At 70.2% G+C, this 24,734-nt stretch carries 24 protein-coding genes; 15 read left to right on the top strand and 9 right to left on the bottom strand.

What is annotated here, in order from left to right; translation table 11 throughout:
- The first annotated feature begins 31 nt into the window (after nt 1-31).
- A complete protein-coding gene (locus AMYBE_RS0127235; RefSeq protein WP_020662567.1) occupies nt 32-919 on the top strand; it encodes an SRPBCC domain-containing protein in 888 nt (295 codons plus the stop codon).
- A 168-nt stretch (nt 920-1,087) separates the two neighbouring features.
- Here AMYBE_RS0127235 and AMYBE_RS0127240 read toward each other — a convergent pair whose 3' ends face one another.
- Nucleotides 1,088-1,906: a GNAT family N-acetyltransferase gene (locus tag AMYBE_RS0127240; RefSeq protein WP_245573256.1), complete on the bottom strand. Its 819-nt coding sequence runs from the start codon at nt 1,904-1,906 to the stop codon at nt 1,088-1,090.
- Between the two features lie 369 nt (nt 1,907-2,275).
- On the opposite strand from AMYBE_RS0127240, the gene AMYBE_RS0127245 reads away from it, so the two are divergent.
- Together AMYBE_RS0127245 and AMYBE_RS0127250 are read left to right on the top strand one after the other, a co-directional pair.
- Nucleotides 2,276-3,913 (top strand): acyl-CoA carboxylase subunit beta, encoded by a 1,638-nt coding sequence (locus tag AMYBE_RS0127245; RefSeq protein WP_020662569.1) that lies wholly within the window; start codon nt 2,276-2,278, stop codon nt 3,911-3,913.
- A gap of 7 nt (nt 3,914-3,920) precedes the next feature.
- Nucleotides 3,921-4,133, top strand: coding sequence for an acyl-CoA carboxylase epsilon subunit (locus AMYBE_RS0127250; protein WP_020662570.1), 213 nt, complete (start codon nt 3,921-3,923; stop codon nt 4,131-4,133).
- Between the two features lie 58 nt (nt 4,134-4,191).
- Here the strand turns inward: AMYBE_RS0127250 and AMYBE_RS0127255 are convergent, their stop codons facing one another.
- Nucleotides 4,192-4,806: a TetR/AcrR family transcriptional regulator gene (locus AMYBE_RS0127255; RefSeq protein WP_020662571.1), complete on the bottom strand. Its 615-nt coding sequence runs from the start codon at nt 4,804-4,806 to the stop codon at nt 4,192-4,194.
- 79 nt (nt 4,807-4,885) lie between these two features.
- On the opposite strand from AMYBE_RS0127255, the gene AMYBE_RS0127260 reads away from it, so the two are divergent.
- From AMYBE_RS0127260 to AMYBE_RS0127270, 3 genes are all read left to right on the top strand, one after another.
- Nucleotides 4,886-6,190: an MFS transporter gene (locus AMYBE_RS0127260; RefSeq protein WP_020662572.1), complete on the top strand. Its 1,305-nt coding sequence runs from the start codon at nt 4,886-4,888 to the stop codon at nt 6,188-6,190.
- A gap of 615 nt (nt 6,191-6,805) precedes the next feature.
- Nucleotides 6,806-7,417 carry a Maf family protein gene (locus AMYBE_RS0127265; protein WP_020662573.1) on the top strand — a complete coding sequence of 204 codons (612 nt, stop codon included), beginning with the start codon at nt 6,806-6,808 and terminating at the stop codon, nt 7,415-7,417.
- A gap of 103 nt (nt 7,418-7,520) precedes the next feature.
- Nucleotides 7,521-8,867: a dicarboxylate/amino acid:cation symporter gene (locus tag AMYBE_RS0127270; protein ID WP_020662574.1), complete on the top strand. Its 1,347-nt coding sequence runs from the start codon at nt 7,521-7,523 to the stop codon at nt 8,865-8,867.
- A 67-nt stretch (nt 8,868-8,934) separates the two neighbouring features.
- On the opposite strand, the gene AMYBE_RS0127275 is transcribed toward AMYBE_RS0127270, so the two are convergent.
- The gene (locus tag AMYBE_RS0127275; RefSeq protein WP_020662575.1) at nt 8,935-9,660 is read right to left on the bottom strand and encodes a hypothetical protein; all 726 of its coding nucleotides are present in this window, start codon (nt 9,658-9,660) and stop codon (nt 8,935-8,937) included.
- A 49-nt stretch (nt 9,661-9,709) separates the two neighbouring features.
- On the opposite strand from AMYBE_RS0127275, the gene AMYBE_RS0127280 reads away from it, so the two are divergent.
- The 6 genes from AMYBE_RS0127280 (at nt 9,710) to AMYBE_RS0127305 (ending at nt 14,949) form a co-directional block, all read left to right on the top strand.
- A complete protein-coding gene (locus AMYBE_RS0127280; RefSeq protein WP_020662576.1) occupies nt 9,710-10,000 on the top strand; it encodes an SAV_915 family protein in 291 nt (96 codons plus the stop codon).
- A gap of 95 nt (nt 10,001-10,095) precedes the next feature.
- Nucleotides 10,096-11,889, top strand: a complete 1,794-nt coding sequence (locus AMYBE_RS0127285; RefSeq protein ID WP_020662577.1) for an acetyl/propionyl/methylcrotonyl-CoA carboxylase subunit alpha — start codon at nt 10,096-10,098, stop codon at nt 11,887-11,889.
- Between the two features lie 54 nt (nt 11,890-11,943).
- Nucleotides 11,944-12,522, top strand: a complete 579-nt coding sequence (locus AMYBE_RS0127290) for a DUF1707 SHOCT-like domain-containing protein (RefSeq protein WP_027928061.1) — start codon at nt 11,944-11,946, stop codon at nt 12,520-12,522.
- A gap of 9 nt (nt 12,523-12,531) precedes the next feature.
- On the top strand, nt 12,532-12,915 hold the full coding sequence (locus tag AMYBE_RS0127295; RefSeq protein ID WP_020662579.1) for a DUF1707 SHOCT-like domain-containing protein: 384 nt from the start codon (nt 12,532-12,534) through the stop codon (nt 12,913-12,915).
- 32 nt (nt 12,916-12,947) lie between these two features.
- Nucleotides 12,948-14,285, top strand: coding sequence for a sensor histidine kinase (locus AMYBE_RS42420; RefSeq protein ID WP_020662580.1), 1,338 nt, complete (start codon nt 12,948-12,950; stop codon nt 14,283-14,285).
- Nucleotides 14,286-14,415: 130 nt separating this feature from the next.
- Nucleotides 14,416-14,949, top strand: coding sequence for a GNAT family N-acetyltransferase (locus AMYBE_RS0127305; protein ID WP_027928062.1), 534 nt, complete (start codon nt 14,416-14,418; stop codon nt 14,947-14,949).
- Between the two features lie 152 nt (nt 14,950-15,101).
- On the opposite strand, the gene AMYBE_RS0127310 is transcribed toward AMYBE_RS0127305, so the two are convergent.
- Nucleotides 15,102-16,871 (bottom strand): glycerol-3-phosphate dehydrogenase/oxidase, encoded by a 1,770-nt coding sequence (locus AMYBE_RS0127310; protein WP_020662582.1) that lies wholly within the window; start codon nt 16,869-16,871, stop codon nt 15,102-15,104.
- Nucleotides 16,872-17,071: 200 nt separating this feature from the next.
- Here AMYBE_RS0127310 and AMYBE_RS0127315 point away from each other — a divergent pair, with 200 nt between their 5' ends.
- Both AMYBE_RS0127315 and glpK read left to right on the top strand, forming a co-directional pair.
- A complete protein-coding gene (locus AMYBE_RS0127315; protein WP_020662583.1) occupies nt 17,072-17,818 on the top strand; it encodes an MIP/aquaporin family protein in 747 nt (248 codons plus the stop codon).
- 22 nt (nt 17,819-17,840) lie between these two features.
- Nucleotides 17,841-19,349: a glycerol kinase GlpK gene (glpK, locus tag AMYBE_RS0127320; protein WP_020662584.1), complete on the top strand. Its 1,509-nt coding sequence runs from the start codon at nt 17,841-17,843 to the stop codon at nt 19,347-19,349.
- 126 nt (nt 19,350-19,475) lie between these two features.
- On the opposite strand, the gene AMYBE_RS0127325 is transcribed toward glpK, so the two are convergent.
- The 5 genes from AMYBE_RS0127325 to AMYBE_RS0127345 all read right to left on the bottom strand — a co-directional run bounded on the left by AMYBE_RS0127325 (nt 19,476) and on the right by AMYBE_RS0127345 (nt 23,781).
- Entirely contained in the window at nt 19,476-20,273 is a 798-nt protein-coding gene (locus tag AMYBE_RS0127325) for a VOC family protein (RefSeq protein WP_027928064.1), read from the bottom strand.
- Nucleotides 20,274-20,365: 92 nt separating this feature from the next.
- Entirely contained in the window at nt 20,366-20,950 is a 585-nt protein-coding gene (locus AMYBE_RS0127330) for a class F sortase (protein WP_020662586.1), read from the bottom strand.
- A gap of 57 nt (nt 20,951-21,007) precedes the next feature.
- Nucleotides 21,008-21,640, bottom strand: a complete 633-nt coding sequence (locus AMYBE_RS0127335; protein WP_020662587.1) for a hypothetical protein — start codon at nt 21,638-21,640, stop codon at nt 21,008-21,010.
- Between the two features lie 198 nt (nt 21,641-21,838).
- Complete coding sequence (locus AMYBE_RS0127340) at nt 21,839-22,300, bottom strand: hypothetical protein (protein WP_020662588.1); 462 nt, start codon at nt 22,298-22,300, stop codon at nt 21,839-21,841.
- A 77-nt stretch (nt 22,301-22,377) separates the two neighbouring features.
- Nucleotides 22,378-23,781 carry an NAD(P)H-quinone dehydrogenase gene (locus AMYBE_RS0127345; RefSeq protein WP_027928065.1) on the bottom strand — a complete coding sequence of 468 codons (1,404 nt, stop codon included), beginning with the start codon at nt 23,779-23,781 and terminating at the stop codon, nt 22,378-22,380.
- Nucleotides 23,782-23,912: 131 nt separating this feature from the next.
- On the opposite strand from AMYBE_RS0127345, the gene AMYBE_RS0127350 reads away from it, so the two are divergent.
- The gene (locus AMYBE_RS0127350) at nt 23,913-24,365 is read left to right on the top strand and encodes a gamma-glutamylcyclotransferase family protein (protein ID WP_211226863.1); all 453 of its coding nucleotides are present in this window, start codon (nt 23,913-23,915) and stop codon (nt 24,363-24,365) included.
- Nucleotides 24,366-24,734: the final 369 nt, after the last annotated feature.

Here is a 24,734-nt window from a genome sequence, read left to right on the forward strand (position 1 = left end):
CCCGTATATACCTCAGTGGTTATATACGCGCATGGCGACCTTGCGGACGACCTCCACCGGACGACCGAGCGTGACCCTCGAACGCACCCTGGCGCACCCGCCGGAGAAGGTGTGGCGCGCGATCACCGCCGCCGAGGAGCTGGCGCACTGGTTCCCGGCCGCGGTCACCTTGCCGGCGGCCCCGGCGGCGGGCGGGAAGATCACCTTCACCTTCCCCGAAACCGGCGACACCAGCGAGGGCGAAATCGTCTGCTACCGGCCGCCGGAGGTCTTCGAATTCACCTGGAACTCGGACCTGATCCAGATTGTGGTGTCCGCCGAAGGCTCGGGCAGCAAGCTCTCCTTCACGCACACCTTCAACCGCGGCGAACCGGATATCGCCCTGCTCGGCGCGGGGCGCCACGTGACTGGCTGGGTCGCGTGCCTGGACGCGCTCGCCGCCGCGCTCGACGGCCGGGACCCGCAGCGGCCGACCGACTGGCATGACCGGATGGTGCGCTGGATCGGGGAGTTCGGCCTTGAGGACGGCGAACTCCTGGACGGCCGGGTGATCCGATTCCGCCGCGACCTGGTCTGGCCGCCGGCCGAGGACGTGTGGCAGCGCCTGCCGCAGCCGCCGGACGGGGCGGCGGTGACCGAATCGCGGCCCCCGGAAGTTCTCGCCCACCAGTGGTGCCACGACGGGAAACCGGCAGGCGAGGTCCGCTGGGAGATCACCGCGGATCCACTGGACGGGGTCCGCGTGGAGCTGACCCAGACCGTCCCGGACGAGCTGGCCGGGCAGCTGCCGGAGCTGATGGCGCTGCGGCACGAGCAGCTGAACGCGCTGTTCGCCGGCACGTTCGGCGTCCAGCCGGCACCGTGGCCGGCGGACCGGGTGGCCGCGACGCGGCAGCACTACGCCGAATTGTTCTCCTGAGCGATTCAGGCCGTGAGGGGCTCCGTGAGGGAATCAGATTCCCTCACGGACCACAAACCCCGCTCCCGCCGCCCGGCATGAGCCGCTCCGGCCGGGGCAGGGCCTCAACCTCGGCAGACGCGGCGAAACCGCACCCACAACGCCGCCTCAAGTTCCTGGCAGGGGGAATCAGCCCAGCGCGGTGTTGTACGGCGAAAACCGCATCTCCGCCGGTCCGGGGAGCGGTTTTCCGTCCAGGACGAGCCGGGGCGCGGTGCTGCGCTTCGCCAAGCCGCGTGCCTCGCACCACGCCGCCAGAGCCGGGAACCGGTGGTCCACCGCCAGCCGCAGCACGCCACCGGCGTCTCGGGCGAGGCCGCGGAGCAACGCGCGAGCCTCGTCCTCGTCCGCCGCCGCGACCGGGCCGATCACCGTTGTCTCGCCGTACCTGGTGCCGAGCGCGTAGCCCTGGTCCGTTACGTGGGCGTACTCGGCCTCGAACAGCATCCGGTTCAAGAGGTCTTTCCGCGCGAAACCCTGCGTCGCGCCGTCCATCTCGTACACCCGTGCGACATCCGCCGGCCCCAGCGGCCGCGACGCGGCCCCTCCGTCGTCGACGAACTCGCCGCGGTAGTTGTCGCAACCGCCGTCCGCCGCGAAGCCCAACGACTCATACAACGGCCGCGCGGTTTGCGTGGAATACAACGAGACCACCGCGTCGCCTGCCGCTTCGACCGCGCTCCGCACGACCCGCCGGCCCAGCCCTTGGCGGGCGAACCGCTCCGCGACGACCACCATCGACACCGACGCGACCGGCCCCGACCGGGTGAGAATGGCCGCCGCGGCGAGGCCGCCGTCAGGCGCGTCGATGCCAAATCCGCTGCCGATATCCAGCAGCATCGCCCACTTCCGCTCTTCGCGGGGCCACCCGCGATCGGATCCGAGGTCGAGACACGCGGACAGGTCGGCGGGCCCGAGCGAGCGGACCGGAGCGTCAGCAAGCAGCACGGACCCCACCCTAGGACGGACTGGCGTCCTCGTGACCGGCTCGACGCCGGAAATTCAACTGCCGCCAGGTCCGCACGGTCCTTGGAGCGTGTCTCGCGCGGGGAAGGCATCTCTTAGGCGGTCCCGGGGTATTCGCAGCCGACTCAATCGTCCACGCCACCGCGGTCCACGACGGAGCCGGACTCCTGCCCGGCAACGCCTGCATCGTCCGCCGCTCGTACCCCGACAGTAGAGCCCGGTGGGTCTCTGCACCGGTCGCGAATTAGGACGGCAGCACCGGCAGGTCGACGGACGTGTCCTCGTCTGCCGCGCGAACAGGGAGTCCTACGCCACACGCGCGGCGACGGCACAGTAGCTAAGCTCCGCCACATGAGCAGTGCGACGCAGCCGCTCGGGACGCCGCCCGAGGGAGAACCGGACATCCACACGACGGCCGGCAAGCTCGCGGATCTCTACCGCCGCTACGACGAAGCCGTGCACGCCGGGTCGGCGCGCGCGATCGAGAAGCAGCACGCCAAGGGCAAGAAGACCGCCCGGGAGCGCATCGACCTGCTGCTCGACGAGGGTTCCTTCGTCGAACTCGACGAGCTGGCGCGGCACCGCTCCACGAACTTCGGGCTGGAGAAGAACCGGCCGTACGGCGACGGCGTGGTGACCGGCTACGGCACCGTCGACGGCCGTCCGGTGTGCGTGTTCAGCCAGGACGTCACGGTGTTCGGCGGCGCGCTCGGCGAGGTCTACGGCGAGAAGATCTGCAAGGTCATGGACCTGGCGATCAAGACCGGCCGGCCGATCGTCGGCATCAACGAGGGCGGCGGCGCGCGGATCCAGGAAGGCGTCGTCTCGCTCGGCCTCTACGGCGAGATCTTCCGCCGCAACACTCTCGCCTCCGGCGTCATCCCGCAGATCTCGCTGATCATGGGCGCTAACGCGGGCGGGCACGTCTACTCCCCCGCGCTCACCGACTTCACGGTGATGGTGGACGAGACGTCGCAGATGTTCATCACCGGACCGGACGTCGTGAAGACAGTGACCGGCGAGGACGTCACCTTCGAGGAACTCGGCGGCGGGCGCACGCACAACACCAAGTCGGGCGTCGCGCACTACCTCGGCTCCGACGACGAGGACGCCATCGCCTACGTCAAGGAACTGCTCTCCTACCTGCCGCAGAACAACCTGTCCGAGCCGCCGGAGTTCGACGCGACGCAGCCGCCCGCCGGCTTCTTCGACAACGTCACCGACACCGACCGCGAGCTGGACACGATCATCCCGGACTCGCCGAACACGCCGTACGACATGCACGAGGTCGTCACCCGGGTGCTCGACGACGGCGAGTTCCTCGAGGTCCAGGAGCTGTTCGCGCCGAACATCCTGATCGGCTTCGGCCGGGTCGACGGGCAGAGCGTGGGCGTGGTCGCCAACCAGCCGACCCAGTTCGCCGGCTGCCTCGACATCGACGCCTCGGAGAAGGCCGCCCGGTTCGTGCGGACCTGCGACGCGTTCAACATCCCGGTGCTGACCTTCGTGGACGTCCCGGGCTTCCTGCCCGGCACCGACCAGGAATGGAACGGCATCATCCGCCGCGGCGCGAAGCTGATCTACGCCTACGCGGAGGCGACGGTCCCGCTGATCACGGTGATCACGCGCAAGGCATACGGGGGCGCGTACGACGTGATGGGCTCCAAGCACCTCGGCGCGGACATCAACCTCGCCTGGCCCACCGCGCAGGTCGCGGTGATGGGCGCGCAGGGCGCGGCGAACATCGTGCACCGCAAGACGCTGGCCAACGCGGCCGCCGAGGGCAAGGACGTCGACGCGCTGCGCGCGGACCTGATCCAGGAGTACGAAGACACCCTGCTCAACCCGTACGCGGCGGCCGAACGCGGCTACGTCGACTCGGTGATCGTGCCCGCGCACACCCGCGGCCACATCGCGAAGGCGCTGAGCCTGCTGCGCACGAAGCGCGAGTCGCTGCCGCCCAAGAAGCACGGCAACATCCCCCTGTGAGGCGGCGATGACCGACACTCCCCTGCTCCGCGTAGTCCGCGGCAACCCGGACGACGCCGAACTCGCCGCGCTCACCGTGCTGGTGGCGGCCGCCGCGTCCGCACCCGGTCCGGCACCGGAAACGCGCCGGACGTCGTGGTGGAACGACCGGGCGCGCGGGGTCGGCGCTTCGGCGTCCCCCGGCGACGGCGCCTGGCGCGCTTCGACGCTGCCCCGCTGACTTCCGGCCGCGTCGGCGATCGATCTGCGCCGACGCGGTTTCGCGCCGTCCCCGCACTTCACCCAGGCTGGACCGACCCCAGCAGGAACCGCTCGACCAGGCTATCGGTGAACTCCGGCGGCACTGGTGCGCCGGTGACCAGCACTCGGTAGTAGATCGGCCCGACGAGCTGCTCGACCGCGTCGTCCAGTTCGACCTCCGGCGACAGCTCGCCGCGGGCGAGCGCGCGCTGCAGCGGCAGCCGGTCGCGCGCCTGCTGGCCGCGCACGTGTTCCTCGCGCAGCCGGCGCGCGAGATCCGGATCGTGCTGTGCTTGGCCGAGCAGCGCGCGGAACACCGCACCGGCGTCGGCGGTGGTCAGGAACTCGGCGACCGCGGCCAGGTGGGCCGAGAGGTCTTTCCGCAGGTCGCCATGATCGGCCGGGGTGAGTTCCTCGGCCAGGTCGTCGCCGAGCGCTTCCAGCAGAACGTCCACTTTGGACGGCCACCAGCGGTAGACGGTTTGCTTGCCGACCCCGGCCCGCGCCGCGATCCGCTCCATGGTGAGCCCGGCGAAGCCGACCTCCACGAGCAGGTCGTCGACGGCATGCAGCACCGCTTGGCGCGCGTTTTCGCTGCGGCCGTAACGGTTGCCGTGATGCCGGCCGGCGGCCGGGCCAGTGACCTCGCCCACGTCCGGAAGTCTAGTCAATACGCGGCGTCTCGTCTAGCGTTGCCTCGTCAGACTTCATCAATGGGGGGGGTTCTCGGCCATGTGTTCCGCCTGCGGGGTACCGACGCACGCACCCGAATCCGGGGAAACCGGCACCGCGCCGCGCAAGTTCGCGGCGCTGTACAACAAGGACTGCCGTCCGTACCTGATCGGCACCGCGCTGGCGATGATGGCGGACAACATCGAGCACGTCATCACCTATTGGGTGCTGTGGCAGAAGTTCCAGTCGCCCGCGCTCACCGGGTTCGAGGTGATCAGCCACTGGGTGCCGTTCCTGCTGTTCTCGGTGTACTTCGGCGGGCTGGCCGACCGGTACGACTGCCGCCGGATCATCCAGGCCGCACAGGCGCTGTTCATGGCGGTCTCGGCAGCTTGGGGCGTCCTGATCGTCACCGACACGCTGCAGGTGTGGAGCGCCTGCGTGCTGCTGGTGCTGCACGGCTGCGCGGGGGCGATCTGGGGGCCGGGCGAGCAGCTGATGCTGCACGACTTCGTCGGCCCGGCCGAACTGCCGAGCGCGGTCCGGCTCAACGCCACCTTCCGCAGCCTGGGCATTCTGTTCGGCCCGGTCGTCGGCTCGGCTCTGCTGCTCGGACTCGGGCCAGTAGCGGGCATCTTCGTGAACGTCGCGTTCTACCTGCCGCTCACCGTGTTCCTGTTCCGCACCAAGTTCACCGGGCACACCCGCGACGGCGGGATCGTCAAGCGGCCGCGCGTCGGCTTGCGGGATTCGGTGCGGGTGCTGAAGGAAATGAGCGGAAACCCGACCATGGTCGGGATGATCATCCTGGCCGGGCTGGGCGCGTTCTTCGTCGGCGCTTCGATGCAGAGCTCGATGCCGATCTTCGCCCACGACCTCGGCGCCGGCGGCGCCGGAACCGCGTACGGCGTGCTGCTGTTCGCCAACGGCGCGGGCGGCGTGATCGGCGGAATCCTGCTCGAGGCGACCGGACGGATCAAACCGAGCGTCCCCGCGGCCGTGCTCAGCACGGCGATCTACGGGGTGTCGAGCCTGTTCTTCGCGATGACCGCGAGCTATCCGATCGCGGTGGTGCTGCTCGTGATCGGCGGCGTGGCGAACCTGGCGTCCATGTCGATCGGCCAGACCGTGGTGCAGTTGCTCGCGAAACCGGCGGAACGCGGTCGCGTGATCGGGGTGTACAGCGTGTCCGCCAACGGTCTTCGCGCCGGCAGCGGGTTCACCGTGGGCCTGCTCGGTTCGGCGGTCGGGGTGCACTGGTCACTCGGTCTCAGCGCGGCGGCGCTGACCGTCGGAACCGGGATCGCCGGGTGGTACTCGCTCGGCAGCCGCCGCGCGCGGACACAGCTGCACGAGGTCAGCTGAGCCGAGCACGGACACGGCCGACCGCGTCCGCGTCCCGGCTAGCGAGGCAGTGCCCGCTGGCGCAGCGGCCCGGTTGTCCGTTCGACGGCGGCGGCGACGCGGAGGAGGAGGTCGTCGCGGTGGTGCGGTGCGATGGAGCGAAGTTCGCCGGTGCCACAGAGCGCGGCCGGTGCGTGACGGCCTCCGAAGCCCAGTGCGGGAACCGGGCCGGGCGGAGGCCGTCACGCCTTACCGCGGGAGAGGAACGACGAGAAAACTCTGTTCGATTCGGCGGCGCTGATTCGACCGGACCTTGCCCCCGGCAGGAGAAGCGCTCGTCACCGTCGCGTGGGGGCGTCCTTGGCCACCGGCTGGGCTTCACGAGCCCTCCCGGCCCGCAGCCGTTCCCGCCAGGACAGCCGTCCTCGCGACGTCCAAGCAGTCGAGGGAGGCGAAGAGTCCGTCACGCGCACGGTCATGGGCTTTCAGTTCCCTTCCCGGCGTGCGCCGTCCGGCCGACCGGAATCACGACCACCGCGTCGGCACATATGTTGCGAGCCACAACAAAAGTAACCCGGCCCGTCGCGGCCGAGGGTCACGATTCGGCAACTCGGCGGTGCCGGGTAGCGTTCAGCCGTGCGTCTCGTTCTCGCCTCCCAGTCCCCTGCCCGCCTCGCCGTGCTGCGCAGCGCCGGTCTCGATCCGGCGGTCTTGGTGTCCGGCGTCGACGAGGACGCGGTCGCCGCGACGCTCACCGATCCGGAGCCGGCCGAGCTGGTCATGGCGCTCGCCGCGGCCAAGGCCAACGCCGTCGTGGAGATGGTTTCCGAGCCGGACGCGGTCATCATCGCGTGCGATTCGATGCTGTCGATCGGCGGCGAGATGGTCGGCAAACCGGCCACCGCCGAGATCGCCAAGCAACGCTGGGCGCGGATGGCCGGCGGCTCCGGCGACCTGCTCACCGGGCACGCTGTGGTCCGGCTCGACGGCGGCCGTCGCACCAAGGAGGCCGCGGGCACCCGGTCCACCACGGTGCACTTCGCGAACCCGAGCCAGGCAGAGATCGACGCCTACGTCGCCACCGGTGAACCCCTCCAGGTCGCGGGCGCTTTCACCCTCGACGCACTGGGCGGCTGGTTCGTCGAAGGCGTCGAGGGCGACCCGTCGAGCGTGATCGGGATCAGCCTGCCGCTCGTGCGCGAGCTGCTGGCCGAGGTGGGCGTCAGCGTCGTCGAGATGTGGAAATAGTTCACATCTTGGGACAACTGTCACTCGGACGAGTGATTCGAGAAAGTACAAAGCGGCCCAACCCGGGCCACTGCGGAAACTCTCGAAACCTCTGGGGTGGCAGATGTCCTTCGTCAGGACGTACACCAAGCCGCGCGTCTTCGCCGCGGCGGTCCTCGGCTCGCTCGTCGTCGGCGCGGGCCTCGGCGTCCTCGCCCGGACGACCGGAGCCGGCTGGCTGACCGACGTACTCGACCAGATCGGCACCGTCTTCACGACGCTGCTGCAGATCGCCGTCATCCCGCTGGTCTTCACCGCGATCGTGGTGGGCATCAACAGCCTCCGCGGTCTGGGCGGCGGCCGCACCGCCGCGCGGCTGGGCAGCAAGACCGTGCTGTGGTTCGCGATCACCTCGCTGATCGCGTCGCTGATCGGCATCGCGGTCGGCAAGCTGTTCAACCCGGGCACCGGCGGACTCGGCGAGAGCGTCGCCGCCACCGCGAAGAACGCCGACAAGGCCGCGAAAAGCGTCAGCCACTGGGGATCGTGGGACGCGTTCGTCAAGGGCTTGCTGCCGGACAACTTCTTCTCCGCGTTCGTCGAGGGCAGCACGCTGCAGGTGCTCTTCCTCGCCGTGCTCATCGGCGCCGCCGCGTACAGCCTCGGCGACAAAGCCAAGCCGTTCGTGGACTTCACGACCAGCGTCTTCGAGATCGTCCAGCGCTATCTCGGCTGGATCGTCCGCCTCGCCCCGATCGGCATCATCGGCCTGATCGGCGCCGCGGTGTCCAACTACGGCGACGCACTGTTCCGTCCGCTGCTGTCCACGACGCTCGCGGTGTACGCCGGCTGCCTGCTGGTGCTGTTCGTGGTCTATCCGATCCTGTTGCACTTCGTCGCGAAGGTGAACCCGCTGACCTTCTTCGCCAAGGCCGGCACCGCCATCCAGTTCGCCTTCGCCTCCCAGTCGAGCTCAGCGACCCTGCCGCTCACCCGCCAGTCCGCGGTGAACCTCGGCGTCGCCCCCGGGTACGCGGCGTTCGCCACCCCGCTCGCCAGCGCGACCAAAATGGACGGCTGCGCGGCGGTCTTCCCCGCGATCGGCGCGATCTTCATCGCCAACCTCGCCGGAGTGCCGCTGAGCTTCGGCCAGTACGTCGGCATCGTGGTCGTCGCCGTGGTCGGCGCGCTGGCCACCGCGGGCACCACCGGCTGGCTGACCGCGCTGACCCTGACCACCGCGTTCATCGGCCTGGACGCGAAGCAGGTCGCGCTCGGCATCGCGCTGATCTACTCGGTCAACCCGATCATGGACATGATGCGCACCGCCACGAACGTCGCGGGCCAGATCGTGGTCCCGGCCATCGTCGCCCGCGGCGAGGGCCTGCTGGACGACGAGACCCTGCACGCCAGCACCGCCCGCCCGAACCACCGCGACGAGGGCGTCGCGGCTCGTCCGGCGACCGCCTGACCTCAAGCCCGCAAGCTCGGCGGCGAGGTGCTCCTCGCCGCCGAGTTCGCATCACCTCTCCGTAGACTCAGTCCCCGCTGGTACAAGGCCGCAACTGGGCCTTCCGCAACTCCACGTCCGGCCATCCGCGGAAGTTCGACGGCGCGGTCACCGTCGCGGTGCACCCCATCACCGAGCCGTCCAGCTCGTACACCTCGGCCAGCACCGGCGCCGCCTGACACGTCGGTGTGCCCGGGGTCGCCCGCGGACACTCGTGCCGCACCACGATCACGTCCGGCCGCCCGTCCTGGCTCACGTCGTTCAGCGACAACGTCCCGGCATCCGCGAAATACGGCCGCCCGAAGTCCCGCCACGCTCCGCCCGATTCGGTGAGCAGCTCGCCGTACGCGCCGCCGCTGGTGTCGCCCCGGATCAGGCACGCCGAAGTCGAGCCCTGGACGCAGCGCAGCGACGTACCGGACAGCTTCGCGCCCATCCCGGTGATCGCCAGTTCGAACTCGGTGCCCGGCTGGGGCCCGATCTGGACCCGGCCCCAGCCGCCGGCCTCGTCGGCGAGCAGCACCACCGGGACACCCCCGACAGTCATCGCGGCCAGCTGCCGGCACGGGTTGTTCCCGCAGGTCGTCGTGGTGCCCGCGCCGGGAGCGGACGGTTCGCGCGGCGACGCGCCGACCGAGTCGTCCGGCTTCGGGCGCAGTTCCACGACTGCCACGAACGCCGCCGTTGTCACCACCATCGCGAGCACGGCGGTCAGCAGCGCGGCGCGCGGGACGCGCTTCGGCCTGGTGGGCATACCGAGACTGTAAGCGACCTCGCGCACCGTGTCCGTCTATGTTGTCCCTGTGACGAACCCCAACCTTCCTCCTGCTCTCTATCTGCCGACCGGGCCGGCCGGGCCGACCACCGACGGCCAGACCGGCGCGAACGTCGAACTGCGCCGCACGCCGGACGGCCGGACCGCGCTGGTCGCGTTCACCGCGCTGGACCGGCTGGTCTCTTGCTGCGGCGAGCACCAGCCGTGGATCCTGGTCAACACCGAGAATCTGCCGCTGGTCCACCAGGTCCAGCCCTACGACGTGATCGTGCTGGACTCCGAGCTGCCCGCCGAGCTGCGCCATCCCGCGGCGCACTGACCCGACCGGGTGGTCCAACTCTCAATCCTGGCACTAGCGGGATCCGTAGACTCCCGGTTGACCAGCAGTGCGGCAATGGCCACGGGAGGTATGTGGTGAGCGAGCAGGACACCGCGAGCACGGGCGGTCCGGTGACCAAGATCCTGGTCGCGAACCGGGGCGAGATCGCGGTTCGGGTGATCCGGGCGGCGAAGGACGCGGGTTTGCAGAGCGTGGCCGTGTACGCCGAGCCGGATCGCGACGCGCCGCACGTGCGCCTCGCCGACGAGGCGTTCGCCCTCGGCGGGCACACCGCCGCCGAGAGCTACCTCGCGATCGACAAGATCCTCGACGCCGCCAAGCGCTCCGGCGCCGACTCGATCCACCCCGGCTACGGCTTCCTCTCCGAGAACGCCGAGTTCGCCCAGTCCGTCCTCGACGCGGGCCTGACCTGGATCGGGCCGAGCCCGCAGTCCATCCGCGACCTCGGCGACAAGGTGACCGCGCGGCACATCGCGATGCGCGCCGGCGCGCCGCTGGTGCCCGGCACCAAGGAGCCGGTGAAGGACGCGAGCGAGATCATCGCGTTCGCCGACGAGCACGGCCTGCCGGTCGCGATCAAGGCGGCGTTCGGCGGCGGCGGCCGCGGCCTGAAGGTCGCCCGCACCCGCGAGGAAATCCCCGAGCTGTTCGAATCCGCGACGCGCGAGGCAGTGGCCGCGTTCGGCCGCGGCGAGTGCTTCGTGGAGCGCTACCTGGACAAGCCGCGCCACGTCGAGGCTCAGGTGCTGGCCGACCAGCACGGCAACGCGATCGTCGTCGGCACTCGCGACTGCTCGCTGCAGCGCCGCCACCAGAAGCTCGTCGAAGAGGCCCCGGCCCCGTTCCTGAGCGACGACCAGCGCGCCCGGATCCACGAGTCCGCCAAGGCCATCTGCAAAGAAGCCGGCTATTACGGCGCGGGCACCGTCGAGTACCTGGTCGCGGTCGACGGCACCATCTCCTTCTTGGAGGTGAACACCCGGCTGCAGGTCGAGCACCCGGTGTCCGAGGAGACCACCGGCATCGACCTGGTCCGCGAGATGTTCCGGATCGCCCGCGGCGAGAAGCTCCGGATCACCGAGGACCCGGTGCCGCGCGGCCACTCGATCGAGTTCCGGATCAACGGCGAGGACGCCGGCCGCGGCTTCCTGCCCGCGCCGGGCACGGTCACCAAGTTCGTCGCGCCGTCCGGGCCGGGCGTGCGCGTCGACTCGGGCGTCGAGTCCGGCAGCGTGATCGGCGGCCAGTTCGACTCGATGCTCGCCAAGCTCATCGTCACCGGTTCGGACCGGCAGAACGCGCTCGAGCGCAGCCGTCGCGCGCTGGCCGAGTTCGAAGTCGAGGGCATGGCGACAGTGCTGCCGTTCGACCGGGTCATCGTGGACGACCCGGCGTTCATCGGCGACGAGAACGGATTCAGCGTGCACACCCGCTGGATCGAGACTGAGTTCGACAACCGGATCGAGCCGTTCACCGCCCCGGACGTCGAGGCCGAAGAAGAGACGCCGCGGCAGAACGTGGTGGTCGAGGTCGGCGGGCGCCGGCTCGAAGTCTCGCTGCCCGGCGGGCTCGCGCTCGGCGGTGGCGCCGCGGCGGCCGCGACGAAGGCCAAGCCGCGCAAGCGCGCCGGCGGCGCGAAGGCCGCGGTGAGCGGCGACGCGGTCACCGCGCCGATGCAGGGCACCATCGTGAAGATCGCGGTCGAGGAAGGCCAGCACGTCGAAGCGGGCGAGCTGATCATGGTGCTCGAGGCGATGAAGATGGAAAACCCGGTCACCGCGCACAAAGCAGGCACCGTCACCGGGCTTTCGGTCGAGGTCGGGGCCGCGGTCACGCAGGGAACGCAACTGTTGGAACTCAAGGACTGAAGTTGTGCCGAATGTCGTGGGTGCCGCCGGTCCCGGCGGCATACCATCGACACTGTGACTGAGGTTCCGTCTCCGCAGCTGCGGATCAGCGACCAGGAGCGAGAGTCCGCGCTGAGTGCGCTCGGTGAGCACATGACGGCGGGACGGATCGACATCGACGAGTTCGGCGAGCGCTCCGCCAAAATCACCGCGGCGAAGACCCGTGGCGAAGTCAGCGAGCTGTTCGCCGATCTGCCCGGGCCGCACCCGGTGTTCGGCCCTGGCGAACCAGCCGCGGCCCCGTCCGTCGCGCCGGTGCCGCCAGCGGCGCCGATGCCGCCGGTGCCGCAGCCGGCGGCGGACGGCTCGGTGGCGCAGCCGCAGCAGTGGTCGCCGGCGCAACGCACTCTGTCTGCGCTCATCCCGGTGGCGTTCATCGTCGCGATCGTCCTGATCGCCACCGGAACGGCGGGCTGGCCAGTGATCTTCGCGCCGATCGGGCTCACCATGGTCGGCCGCGCGTTGTGGGGCCGCGATTTCGAACGGCAGCATGATCAGCGCCACCGCGACCGGCACGAGCTGCACCGCGAGCGCCGCGACGCGATGCGGGAACTGCGCGACGAGCACCGGCGCAACCGCCGGCTTGGCCGCTGAGGTGCAGGCATGGCTGATCTCCGGTTGAGCGACGCCGAGCGCCAGGACGCGCTCGACGTCCTCTCCGAGCACGTCCGCACCGGGCGGCTGGACATCGACGAGTACGGCAGCCGGTCGGCGAAGGTCACCTCCGCCAAGCTGGTCAGCGAACTGGTCCCGCTCTTCGAAGACCTGCCGTCCCCGCGGCCGAGCGCGCTGCTCGCGACGGCGCGGCCCGCGACGCCGGTGCAGCAGCAAGAAACCGGCGGCCTGGGCGCGTTCGTGATGCGCTACTCGGTGCCGCTCTCCATCGCGCTGGCGATCGCCATTCTCGTGGTGACCCGCGGCCGGGTGCTGTTCATCTTCGCGCTGCCGCTGCTAGTGATCTTGTTCAGCAGCTGGCGGCGACGCTGAGCACGCGGGAACGACTGGCCCAGCTCAGCCCGATGGCGGGGCTGCGGCCGGGCGCGATCCCTCCGCAAGCCGAACGGTGCGTGGGCCCGGTCGTCGCCGGCATCGGAATCCTGACCCTCGCGGTGTGCACGATCGTCGCCGCCGATCAGCCGCACGGGCGCTGGCCGGTCACCTTGATCCTCGCCGGGGCGGCCGGGCTGTGGCTGTTCGCACTGATCCCGGCCGTCCGATACCGCACGCGGAAACCATGGCTGGCCGCTGGCTTCTTCGCCGTGCTGCTGGCCTGCGCGACCGCACTAGTCGCGCAGGCGGATCCGTTCACTGTCTTCGCTTCGATCGGCTACCCGATCGCCTTCGTCCTGTTCGCGCCCCGCTGGAGCGTCTTCGCCGCCGCCGCGACCGCGGTAGTTCCGTTGCTGGGCAAGGGCGCTTGGCAGCCGGACACCTCGACGCCGCCGTGGATCACCGTCATCTCGATCGCCGGGCCGATCCTCTACGTGGCCTGGTTCGTCGGCGCGGAGAACGAGCAACGCCGGCGCACCAACGAAAAGCTGGCGGAAGCGAACGAGCGGCTGGAAACGGCGCTCACCGAAAACGCGGTGCTGCAGGCGCAACTTCTCTCCCAAGCCCGCCACGCCGGCGTGCTCGACGAGCGGCGGCGGATGGCGCGCGAGTTCCACGACACCGTCGCGCAAGGGCTGACCGGTATCGTCACGCAACTGCAGGCCGCCGATCGCGCCACCGAAGACGCGGAACGGCAACGACGGCTCGGCCAAGTGCACACGCTGGCCAGAGAAAGCCTCACGGAGGCCCGCCGAGCCGTACTGGCGCTGCGGCCGGAACCGCTGGTGGAATCGCACCTGCCAGAAGCATTGTCCGGCCTGGCGAGCCGCGTGTCCGGCACGTCCGGGGTGAAGGTGACCGCCGAAACCGAAGGCGACGCCCGGCCGTTGCCGCCGGAGCTGGAAGTGACGCTGTACCGGGTCGCGCAAGAAGCCTTGGCCAACGCGGAAAAACATGCGCACGCCGACCGGATCGGCCTCACCTTGACCTACGCCGGCGACCTGGTCCTGCTCGACATCCGCGACGACGGAACCGGATTCGTCCTGGAGGACTGCGGCGGCGACCGGGAGAGCGGCACTGGAGCCGCGGCCCACCGCGGCGGAACACGATCCGGCCCGGCCCACAGCAGCGGCGACCGCGACGACGGAACCGGATTCGGCCTGCAGGCGATGCGTCAGCGGGTACGCCAAGCCGCCGGCACGCTGACCATCGAATCCGCACCAGGCGAGGGAACCGCCGTGCACGCGGAGTTCCCGGCGATTCCCTCGCCGGGCACCGCCCCGCCCTTGCCCGCCCCGTCCGGCTAGTCCGTGAAGGGCCCCTTGAGGGAACCAGATTCCCTCAAGGGGCCCTTCACGGACCGAGGGCCAGATTTTTCACCCTGCGTCACGCAGCGGTGACCCGGAGAGTTCCGCCCGCACCAGTTACGCTCAGAGAGTGGAACCCGTGGAGATCGACGCGGGCGCGTACTACCTGCGCCAGCTGCGCGCGGACCGGCACTTGGACGACCGGGCGGCGCTGATGGAGGCGTTCGCGGACCCGCAGCACCGGCGCTACGTGCTGAACTACCAGCTGCGCACCCTGGACGAAGCCACCGAGTACGTGACGCTGCGCGCCGCCCAGTGGGCCTGCGACGAACGCTGTTCCTGGGCGGTCGCGGAACCGTCGGACGGACGGTTGCTCGGCGAGGTCGGGCTGCGCGACCTGGACCTGACGTTCCGCACCGCCGAGGCGTCGGTGTGGACGCATCCGAACGAACGCGGAAAGGGCATCGCGGCGGTCGCGCTGACCGCGGCGCTGCGGTTCGGCTTCGGCGGACTGGGGTTGCAGGAGATCGCCTACCGGCACGACGAGAGCAACACCGCGTCGGAGGCGGTGGCCCGGCGGGCCGGGTTCACCCGGGTCGGCGTGGACGCCCGGCCGTCGCCGACCGGGGAGCCGCTGGTGCGCTGGGTACGCAAGCCCTCGTGAACGACTGAGCCGCCACCGCCGGCGTCGAGCCCGCTGTCCGCCCAGTCCGTGAAGGGAACATTGAGGGATTCAGAGTCCCTCAATGTTCCCTTCACGGCATGACGACAGTGCGCAGCAACCGGCCGCGCCCGGACAGCCGAAAGCGGTCGGCCTCAGCTGACCGGCTCGATGATCCCGGCCCGAGCCTCCGGTGCGGCGGCCCGCAGCGCGTCCGCCGACTCGTCGGTCGGCTGCAGCTGCGAATCCCGCTCCGCCTCGACCCGCGCCCGGTAGACCTCGACCTCGCGCTTCGCCGTGTCCGCCGACCAGCCGAGCACCTCGCCGACCAGCTGGGCGACCTGCTCCGCGCAGTCCACGCCGCGGTGCGCGTACTCGATCGAAATCCGCGTGCGGCGAGCGAGGACGTCCTCCAAGTGCAGCGCACCCTCGTGGCTGGCCGCGTACACGACCTCCACGCCGAGGTAATCCGGTGCCGATTCGATCGGCTTGAGCAGCTCCGGCCGGTCCGCGGCCAGCGCCAGCACCTCGTGCACCATCGAGCCGTAGCGGTCGAGCAGGTGCCGCACCCGGTACGGGTGCAGGCCGTGTTCGGCGGCCAGGTGATCCGCCTGGTTGACCAGCGCGTGGTAGCCGTCCGCGCCGAGCAGCGGGACCTTGTCGGTGATCGAGGACGGCGGGCGGCCCGGCAGGTCGACCACCGCGGCGTCGACGGCGTCGGCCGCCATCACCCGGTACGTCGTGTACTTGCCGCCGGCGATCGCGACCAGGCCAGGTGCGACCCGCGCGACCGCGTGCTCCCGCGACAACTTCGACGTCTCTTCGCTCTCGCCGGCCAGCAGCGGGCGCAGCCCCGCGTACACGCCCTCGATGTCGTCGTGCGTGAGCGGCGTCGCGAGCACCGAGTTCACGTGCTCGAGCAGGTAGTCGATGTCGTGCTTGGTGGCCGCGGGGTGGGCGAGGTCGAGGTTCCAGTCGGTGTCGGTGGTGCCGACGATCCAGTGGTTGCGCCACGGGATCACGAACAGCACCGACTTCTCGGTGCGCAGGATCATCCCCGACTCGGACACGATCCGGTCGCGCGGGACCACGATGTGCACGCCCTTGCTGGCGCGCACCCGGAACCGGCCGCGGCCGCCGGACAGCCGCTGCAGTTCGTCGGTCCACACGCCGGTGCAGTTGACCACCGCGCCGGCGTGGATCTCGGTCTCGCGGCCGTCTTCGACGTCGCGCACGCGCACGCCGGAGATCCGGTCCGCTTCGCGCAGGAACCCGACGACCTGGGTGGAGGTCCGGACCACCGCGCCGTAGTGCGCCGCGGTGCGCGCGACGGTCATCGTGTGCCGGGCGTCGTCGGCTTGCGCGTCGTAGTACCGGATGCCGCCGATGAGCGCGGACCGCTTGAGCGCCGGGACCATTCGGAGGGCACCCGCGCGGGTGAGATGCTTCTGCCCCGGCACCGACCGGGCGCCGCCCATCGTGTCGTACATCAGCAGACCGGCCGCGGTGTACGGGCGTTCCCAGAGCCGGCGGGTGAGCGGGTACAGGAAGCTCACCGGCTTCACCAGGTGCGGCGCGATCTTCGTGAGCATCAGCTCGCGCTCGTGCAGCGCTTCGCGCACCAAGCCGAACTCCAGCTGCTCGAGGTACCGCAGGCCGCCGTGGAAGAGCTTGCTGGACCGGCTCGACGTGCCGGACGCCAGGTCGCGCGCCTCGACCAGCGCCACGCGCAGGCCGCGGGTCGCCGCGTCGAGCGCCACGCCCGCGCCGACGACACCGCCGCCGATGACGACCAGGTCGAAGGTTTCGGCGCCGAAGCGCCGCCAGGATTCCTCCCGGCCTTCCGGTCCCAGCCGGGCCGGGTCGCCGCTGTTGCGCGGGTTCGTCACCACTCGTTCCTCCTCGTGCTCCACCGTCCCCAGCATCGCACGGCTGCGTGATCGTTCGCTGACCCCGAGGTGACACGTGTGGCGTAACCCATGACGATCATGGTCACATTGCGACAGACGGCTCCTGGATCGATCGCCTACGCACCGGTAACGTGCCGCGGACTGGGGTCGGCGACGAGGCCGTAGCCGCACGTGATCGGCCCTGCACAAGATGTCCAATGTGGAGGTGCGAGACCGTGAGTCCGGGAGCCATCATCGTCTGGGAACTGCTGGGCACAGCAGTACTCCTGTTGCTGGGCAATGGCGTTGTCGCCAACCACGTGCTGCGGAAGAACAACGGGCACAACGCGGGAACCCTGTTCATCACCTTCGGCTGGGCGTTCGCGGTGTTCGCGGGCGCGAGCATCGCCGCGCCGACCGGCGCGCACCTGAACCCCGCGGTGACGCTCGGCTTGGCAATTTCGGGCAAAGTCGAATGGTCGCTCGTCCCCTATTATCTGATCGGCGAGATGCTCGGCGCGATCCTCGGCGCCGTGCTGTGCTGGCTGACCTACAAGCTGCAGTTCGACGACCACCCGGAGCCGGAGGAGACCCTCGGGATCTTCTCCACCGCCCCGCAGATCCGGAACAAGGCGTGGAACCTGGTCACCGAGATCATCGGCACCTTCGTGCTGGTCGGCTGGATCCTGTTCAGCCCGGTCTACAAGACCGCCGCGGACGGGCCGAGCTTCGGCAACTCGGCGCTCGGCTACGCCGGGGTGTCGTTCGTGGTCCTGGTGATCGGCATTTCGCTCGGCGGGCCGACCGGCTACGCCATCAACCCGGCTCGCGACCTCGGCCCGCGGCTGGCGTACGCGTTCCTGCTGCCGATCAAGGGCAAGCGCGACCCGGACTGGGGCTACTCCTGGGTGCCGGTGCTCGGCCCGCTGCTCGGCGCCGCGCTGGCCGCAGTCGTGTGGCTGGCCGTCCACAACCTGACCTGATCCCGTTTCCCGGAGGATATTCATGACCACCTATGTCGCCGCGATCGACCAGGGCACCACGTCGACGCGTTGCATGATCTTCAACCACTCCGGCCGCGTGGTGGCGGCCGACCAGCGCGAGCACGAGCAGATCTTCCCGCAGGCGGGCTGGGTCGAGCACAACGCCGAGGAGATCTGGGAGAACACCCGCGCGGTGGCCGCCGGCGCGCTCGCCAAGGCGGACCTGCGCCCGTCCGACATCGCCGCGGTGGGCATCACCAACCAGCGCGAGACCGCGGTGGTGTGGGACAAGACCACCGGCAAGCCGGTGTACAACGCGATCGTCTGGCAGGACACCCGCACCGACAAGATCGCCACCGACCTCGGCGCGCTCGGCGGCGGCCAGGAGCGGTACCGCTCGAAGACCGGGCTGCCGCTCGCGACGTACTTTTCCGGCCCGAAGATCAAGTGGATCCTCGACAACGTCGACGGCGCCCGGCCTCGCGCCGAAGCCGGCGACCTGCTGTTCGGCAACATGGACACCTGGGTGCTGTGGAACATGACCGGCGGCGTGGACGGCGGCGTGCACGTCACCGACCCGACGAACGCGTCGCGCACGCTGCTGATGGACCTCGACACCCTGCAGTGGGACGCGGACATCGCCGCGGAAATGACGATCCCGCTGTCGATGCTGCCGGAAATCCGGTCGTCGTCCGAGGTGTACGGCAAGGTGCGCGAGCGCGGCGCGCTCGGCGGCGTGCCGATCGCCGGCATCCTGGGCGACCAGCAGGCGGCGACGTTCGGCCAGGCGTGCCTGTCGCCGGGCGAGGCCAAGAACACCTACGGCACCGGCAACTTCGTGCTGCTGAACACCGGCACCGAGAAGGTGCTCTCGGAGAACGGCCTGCTGACGACGGTCTGCTACAAGATCGGCTCGAACGACACGGTGTACGCGCTGGAAGGTTCGGTCGCGGTCACCGGTTCGCTGGTGCAGTGGCTGCGCGACAACCTGGGCCTGATCTCGTCGGCCGCCGAGGTCGAGGAATTCGCCCGGACGGTCGAAGACAACGGCGGCGCGTACTTCGTCCCGGCGTTCTCGGGATTGTTCGCCCCGTACTGGCGCTCGGACGCCCGCGGCGCGATCGTCGGCCTGACCCGGTTCGTCAACAAGGGCCACCTCGCCCGCGCGGTGCTGGAGGCGACCGCGTTCCAGTCGCGCGAGGTGATCGACGCGATGAACGCCGACTCGGGCGTGCCGCTGAAGAGCCTGAAGGTCGACGGCGGCATGGTCGTGAACGAACTGCTGATGCAGTTCCAGGCGGACATTCTCGGCGTGCCGGTGATCCGCCCGGTGGTGAACGAAACGACCGCGCTGGGCGCGGCGTACGCGGCCGGGCTGGCGGTCGGCTTCTGGTCGTCGGAGGACGACATCCGGAAGAACTGGGCCCAGGACAAGCAGTGGGACCCGGCGATGGACGAGTCGCGGCGGGAGAAGGAATACCGGAACTGGAAGAAGGCCGTGACGAAGACCTTCGACTGGGTGGAGGACTGATCCACCGACCGGCAGGCTGACCGGCCCGCCAGACTGACCTGCCGTGAAGGGCCCCTTGAGGGAATTAGATTCCCTCAAGGGGCCCTTCACGGCCCTTCCCGGCTCAGCGCGGCTCCGGGACGTGCCTCAGCCCCACCCCTCCTGGGTGCCGGTCTGCGCGTTCGGCGCGATCAGCGAAAACTCTGCCCCTTGGTCGTCCCGGGCCGCGACCATCCGCCCGTACGGAGTGTCCGTCGGAGGACTCAGCACTGTCCCGCCCAATCCCGGGATCCTCGCCGCCAGCCCGTCCGCGTCGTCGGTCCAGAAGTACGTCACCCATCCCGGCGAAGCCGAACCGTCCGCCGGCAGCGAGCCCAGCCCGCCGACCGGGCGGCCGTCCACGTCCAACGTCGCGTACGTGAAGCCCTCCGCGGACAAATCCCCGAACGCATACCCGAACACCGATCCGTAGAACGCTTTCGCCGCCTCGAAATCCGCCGTCATGCATTCGTTCCAGGCCGGCGCGCCGGGCGTCAGCGTGGCCTGCGTGCCGATGTGCCGCCCGGCCTGCCACAGGCCGAAGGCCGCGCCGGTCGGATCCGCGGCGATCGCCATCCGGCCCTCGGACATCACGTCCATCGGCGGCGCGATCACCTGGCCGCCTGCCTCGCTGATCGCGGCGACCGTCTTGTCGAGGTCGGACACCGCCAGATAGGTCGTCCACCGTGCCGGCGTCCCGGCCTGGTCGGGCGGGATCTGCCCGATCCCCGCCACCGACTGGCCGGATACCTGTGCCATCCCGTAGAAGCCGGTTTCCGGTCCGCCGGTCGAGACCGTCCAGCCCAGCAGCGAGCCGTAGAATTCCGCCGCTTTCGCTGGATCGGGCACCATCACATCGCCCCAGCACGGGGTTCCGTCGGGCCATGGATTCGTTCTGATGATCATGCCTGCCTCCCGGAGTTGTGCCAGCAGCAACAGTGTCGCACCGGGAACCGGCTGAAACGGCCGCTCGCTCGGGGGCCGTTGTTCAACGGCCGTCAACCTGCCAGCCGGGCATAGACGATGATGTTGTCCACGTAGCTGTGCTCGGACCGGTCGAAGGCCCCGCCGCAGGTGATCAAGCGCAGCTCCGCGTCCGAAGTGTCTCCGTACACGGCGTCGGTCGGAAAGGTGTCTTTGGGCACCTGGTCGACTTTGGTCACCACGAACTGCGCGGTAGTGCCGTCGCGGCGCGCGATGCGCACCTCGTCGCCGGGCCGCATTTCCTTCAACCGGTAGAAAATTCCCTTGTGCTTGTTGCCGTCCACGTGGCCGAGCACGACCGCCGGGCCGATTTCGCCGGGCGTCGGGCCGTTCTGGTACCAGCCCGCCTGCATCGGCGTGCTCACCGGCGGCACCTGCACCGAGTTGTCCGGGTTGAGACCGAGCGGGACCAGGCTGGAATGCGCGTCGATCTTCGGGATGTCCAGCGAGACCGGGTCCGATTTGGGCAGCGCCGCCGCCGCGGAGACGCTCGCGCCGACGGACGGCGGCGCGGCGGCCGGCCCGGTCGCGCCGGCCGAGCAACCGGCCAGCAGCGCGGCGAGCGCGAGCGCCGCCGCGGCGAAGGTTTTCCTGATCATCCTGATCCCCGTTCCGCCCGGTCCTGACTGCCCTCGAAGCCAGGACCAGCAGACTAGTCAGCCGCGCTGACAACGACGCGCGAGCACGAACCCGGTGCTGCCGAGGGCGAGCGCGCCCATCGCGCCGGCCGCGATCGGCAGGCCGACGCTGGACTGGCTGTCCACGACCGGGCCGTCGGTGCCGCCGGTCTGCGGCGCGCCGACCGGGACCTTGGTGACCTGCTTCGGCGCCGGGGCCGGCTTGGCTGCGGGCTTCGGGGCCAGCACGGTGAACTTCGCGGCTAGGTCGGCGCTGCCGCAGGAGAACGTCACTGGGTAGACACCAGCCTTCACGCCGGACTTGACGATCGCGGTGCCTTGCGAGACCGGCGCCTTCGACGGGTCGTTCTGCGGGCCGACTGGGTGCAGCTTGCCGAACTGCAGCGCCGCTGAGCTCAGGTGGCTGATTCCGGACGCTTCGCAGCCGATGCGCACCGTCACCTTGTCCCCGGCGTGCCCGGACGACGGCAGCACCCGGATGAACGCCTTCGGCACGCCCGGGTTGCCCGTCGGCGCGGCGGTCGGCGTCTCCGACGTCGGTGCCGTGGCGGGCGCGCTGGTCGGCGGTGCGGTCGTCTCAGCCGCGAACGCCGGCCCGGCCGACAGCATTCCGGCGGCGACCAGGGTCGAGAAAATAGCGATGCGCTTCATGCTGCTCCCCTTGGTGAAAAATGCGATTCCCGCCGCGAGAATGCAGCGGAGAATACGCGCCTGGCAGGCAGTTCCCCCCTGCGTTCCAGGCGTTTTCGTTCCGACACCACCAAGACGCCGGTGCCCGGCCCAGGGTTGCCCCGGGAACGAAAAAACCGCCGGGAACAATTTCCCGGCGGTTTTCTCAGCCAATGCGGATCAGTCGGCGAGACTGCCGTCCCCCGCTTTGGCCGCACCCGCGGGCACCTTGGAGACCTGCGGAGCGGAGACGGAGAACGTTGCGGTGTAAGCCTTTCCGCCGCAGTTGACGGTGAGCGGGTAGCTGCCCGGCGCGGTGCCCGGCACCAGGTTCGCGTCCGCGCTCACGGTGGCTTTGACGCCGATGAACGGGCCGAAGTCGTAGTGGGAGAACTGCAGCACCGGCGAGCTGAACGTCGTCGCGCCCGCCGTGGCCCCGGGGCAGTCGGCGAGCGCGAGGTTCGGGCCGACGCCGCGCTGGTAGACGTTCAACTGGTCGTGCAGCACCGCGGTGTCCTGGTTCAGCTGGACGGTGACCGGGTCCGCCTGTCCGGTCTGGACCGCCGCCCCGGCGATCCCGGCCGCCCCGACCGCCGCCGCCCCGATGGCCGCCACCACCGCGAAAATCGCGCTCTTGCGCACCCGCATTCCTTCCCCGTGCCCACCTGTTCATCCCGCAAGACGCGGCAGTGGGCACGGGGTTGCCCCGCTCGCGGAAATCAGTCCAGATCGTCGTGGCGCATGAGCTGGCGGCCGGCTTCGGTGATCGACCCGGACAGCGACGGGTACACCGAGAAGGTCAGCGCGAGGTGGTCCACGGTCAGCTGGTTCTGCACCGCCAGCGCGATCGGCAGGATCAGTTCGCTCGCCGACGGGGCGACCACCACGCCGCCGACGACCACGCCGGTGGCCGGGCGGCAGAACAGCTTCACGAAACCGCGGCGCAGCCCTTCCATCTTCGCTCGCGCGTTGGTGGCCAGCGGCAGCATGATCGTGCGCGCCGGGACCTCGCCGGAGTCGATCGCCTGCTGGCTGATCCCGACCGTGGCGATCTCCGGGTGGGTGAACACGTTCGCGGCGACCGTCTTGAGCTTGATCGGCGCGACGCCCTCGCCCAGCGCGTGCCACATCGCGATGCGGCCCTGCATGCTGGCCACCGACGCGAGCATCAGCACGCCGGTACAGTCTCCCGCCGCGTAAACGCCGGGGACGCTGGTGCGCGAGACCCGGTCCACCGCGATGAACCCGCCCGGGCCGGGCTCGATGCCGACCCGGTCGAGGCCGATGTCGGCGGTGTTCGGGATCGACCCGACGGTCATCAGCGCGTGGCTGGCCTCGATCACGCGACCGTCGGCCAGGTGCACTTCGACGCCCTTCTCGGTGCGCACGACGCGCTCCGCCCGGGCGTGCTTGGCGACCGTGGTGCCGCGCTGGGAGAAGACCTCCTCCAGTACCGCGGCGGCGTCGGCGTCCTCGTGCGGGAGCACCCGGTCCCGGCTGGAGACGACAGTGACCTTCACGCCCATCTCGGTGTAGGCGGAGGCGAACTCGGCGCCGGTGACGCCGGAGCCGATCACCGCGAGGTGCTCGGGCAGCTCGGTCAGGTCGTAGAGCTGCCGCCAGTCGAGGATGCGCTCGCCGTCCGGCACCGCGCCGGGGAGCACCCGCGGGGTCGCGCCAGTCGCGATCAGCACGACGTCCGCGGACAGCGATTCGGTGGTGCCGTCGCCGTGCTGGACGTCCACGGTGTGGGTGGCCAGGCCCGGTTCGTTGTCTGCGAACCGGGCCTCGCCGGTGATCACGCGAACGCCTTCGCGCTGAACCCGGGCGCGGATGTCGGCGGACTGCGCGAGGGCCAGCCCCTTCACCCGTCCGTGTACGGTCGGCAGATCGACGATGGTCTCCGCGAGGTCGGTGTTGATGCCGAGCTCGCCGAGATCGTGCATCTTCGCCAGCGCGCCGGACGACGCGATGAACGTCTTCGACGGCACGCAGTCGTAGAGGACACAGGCGCCGCCGAGGCCGTCCCGCTCGACGATCGTCACGTCGGCGCCGTGCGGCGCCGCGACCAAGGCGGCTTCGTAGCCCGCCGGGCCGCCACCCATGATCACGATCCTGGTCACCGGGGTCCTCCTAGATGTACGTGCTTGGCGGTGGTCCTGACCCTACGCGGAGGACATTTCCACGGGGCGAAGTGGCCGTGTCCGGCATGTGCATCCGCTCGTGCGCGCGGAAGGTCGCTAGGCTGTGCACCGTGCCGTTGTATGCCGCTTACGGATCCAACATGGAGCCCGCCCAGATGCTGGAGCGCGCCCCGCACTCGCCCATGGCGGGTACCGGCTGGCTAGAAGGCTGGCGCCTGACCTTCGGCGGCGAGGACATCGGCTGGGAAGGCGCGCTGGCCACCATCGTGGAAGACCCGTCGTCGCGGGTGTTCGTGGTGCTCTACGACGTGACCGGCCTGGACGAGGAACGCCTCGACCGCTGGGAAGGCGGCGAGCTGGGGATGCACACGAAGATCCGGCTGCGGGTGCAGACGATGGACGGGTCGGTGCTGGCCTGGCTGTACGTCCTGGACGCGTATGAGGGCGGGCTGCCTTCGGCGCGGTATCTCGGGGTGCTGGCGGACGCCGCGGAGGCGGCCGGGGCGCCGGTGGATTACGTGGACGATCTTCGTACGCGGCCTTGCACTGGGATCAGCGGGTGAGTTTCCCGACCGGGCTGCGCCGCTCGGGTGGTGCCGAGGGCTGGCCGCATCAGCGCTGGGAAGCCTGATCGCGACTTCGGTCTTACGGCTCTCTGCCGGGGCCGTGACGCACGATGGCCGCGTTGGCCTCGGGCTGCGGCCACCCGAAGCGCCTCAGCCGGCAACTAACCGCATGCGGCGACGGACTGTCGCGACCCGCGCGTCGAACAGCTGAACCGGGCGGTCTTGTCGTCGCGGCTGCTCCGCGGATCCGGCCAGTGCTTGGGCGTTGACCCGAGCTGCCCCTGACCGCAGCGAACCGTCGTTTCCGGAGCTGTCCACAATCCGCCCGGCCATCCACAGTGGGTCGGGTGAGTCGTCCCCAACGGC

It is taken from the genome of Amycolatopsis benzoatilytica AK 16/65 (assembly GCF_000383915.1).
Lineage (GTDB): Bacteria > Actinomycetota > Actinomycetes > Mycobacteriales > Pseudonocardiaceae > Amycolatopsis > Amycolatopsis benzoatilytica.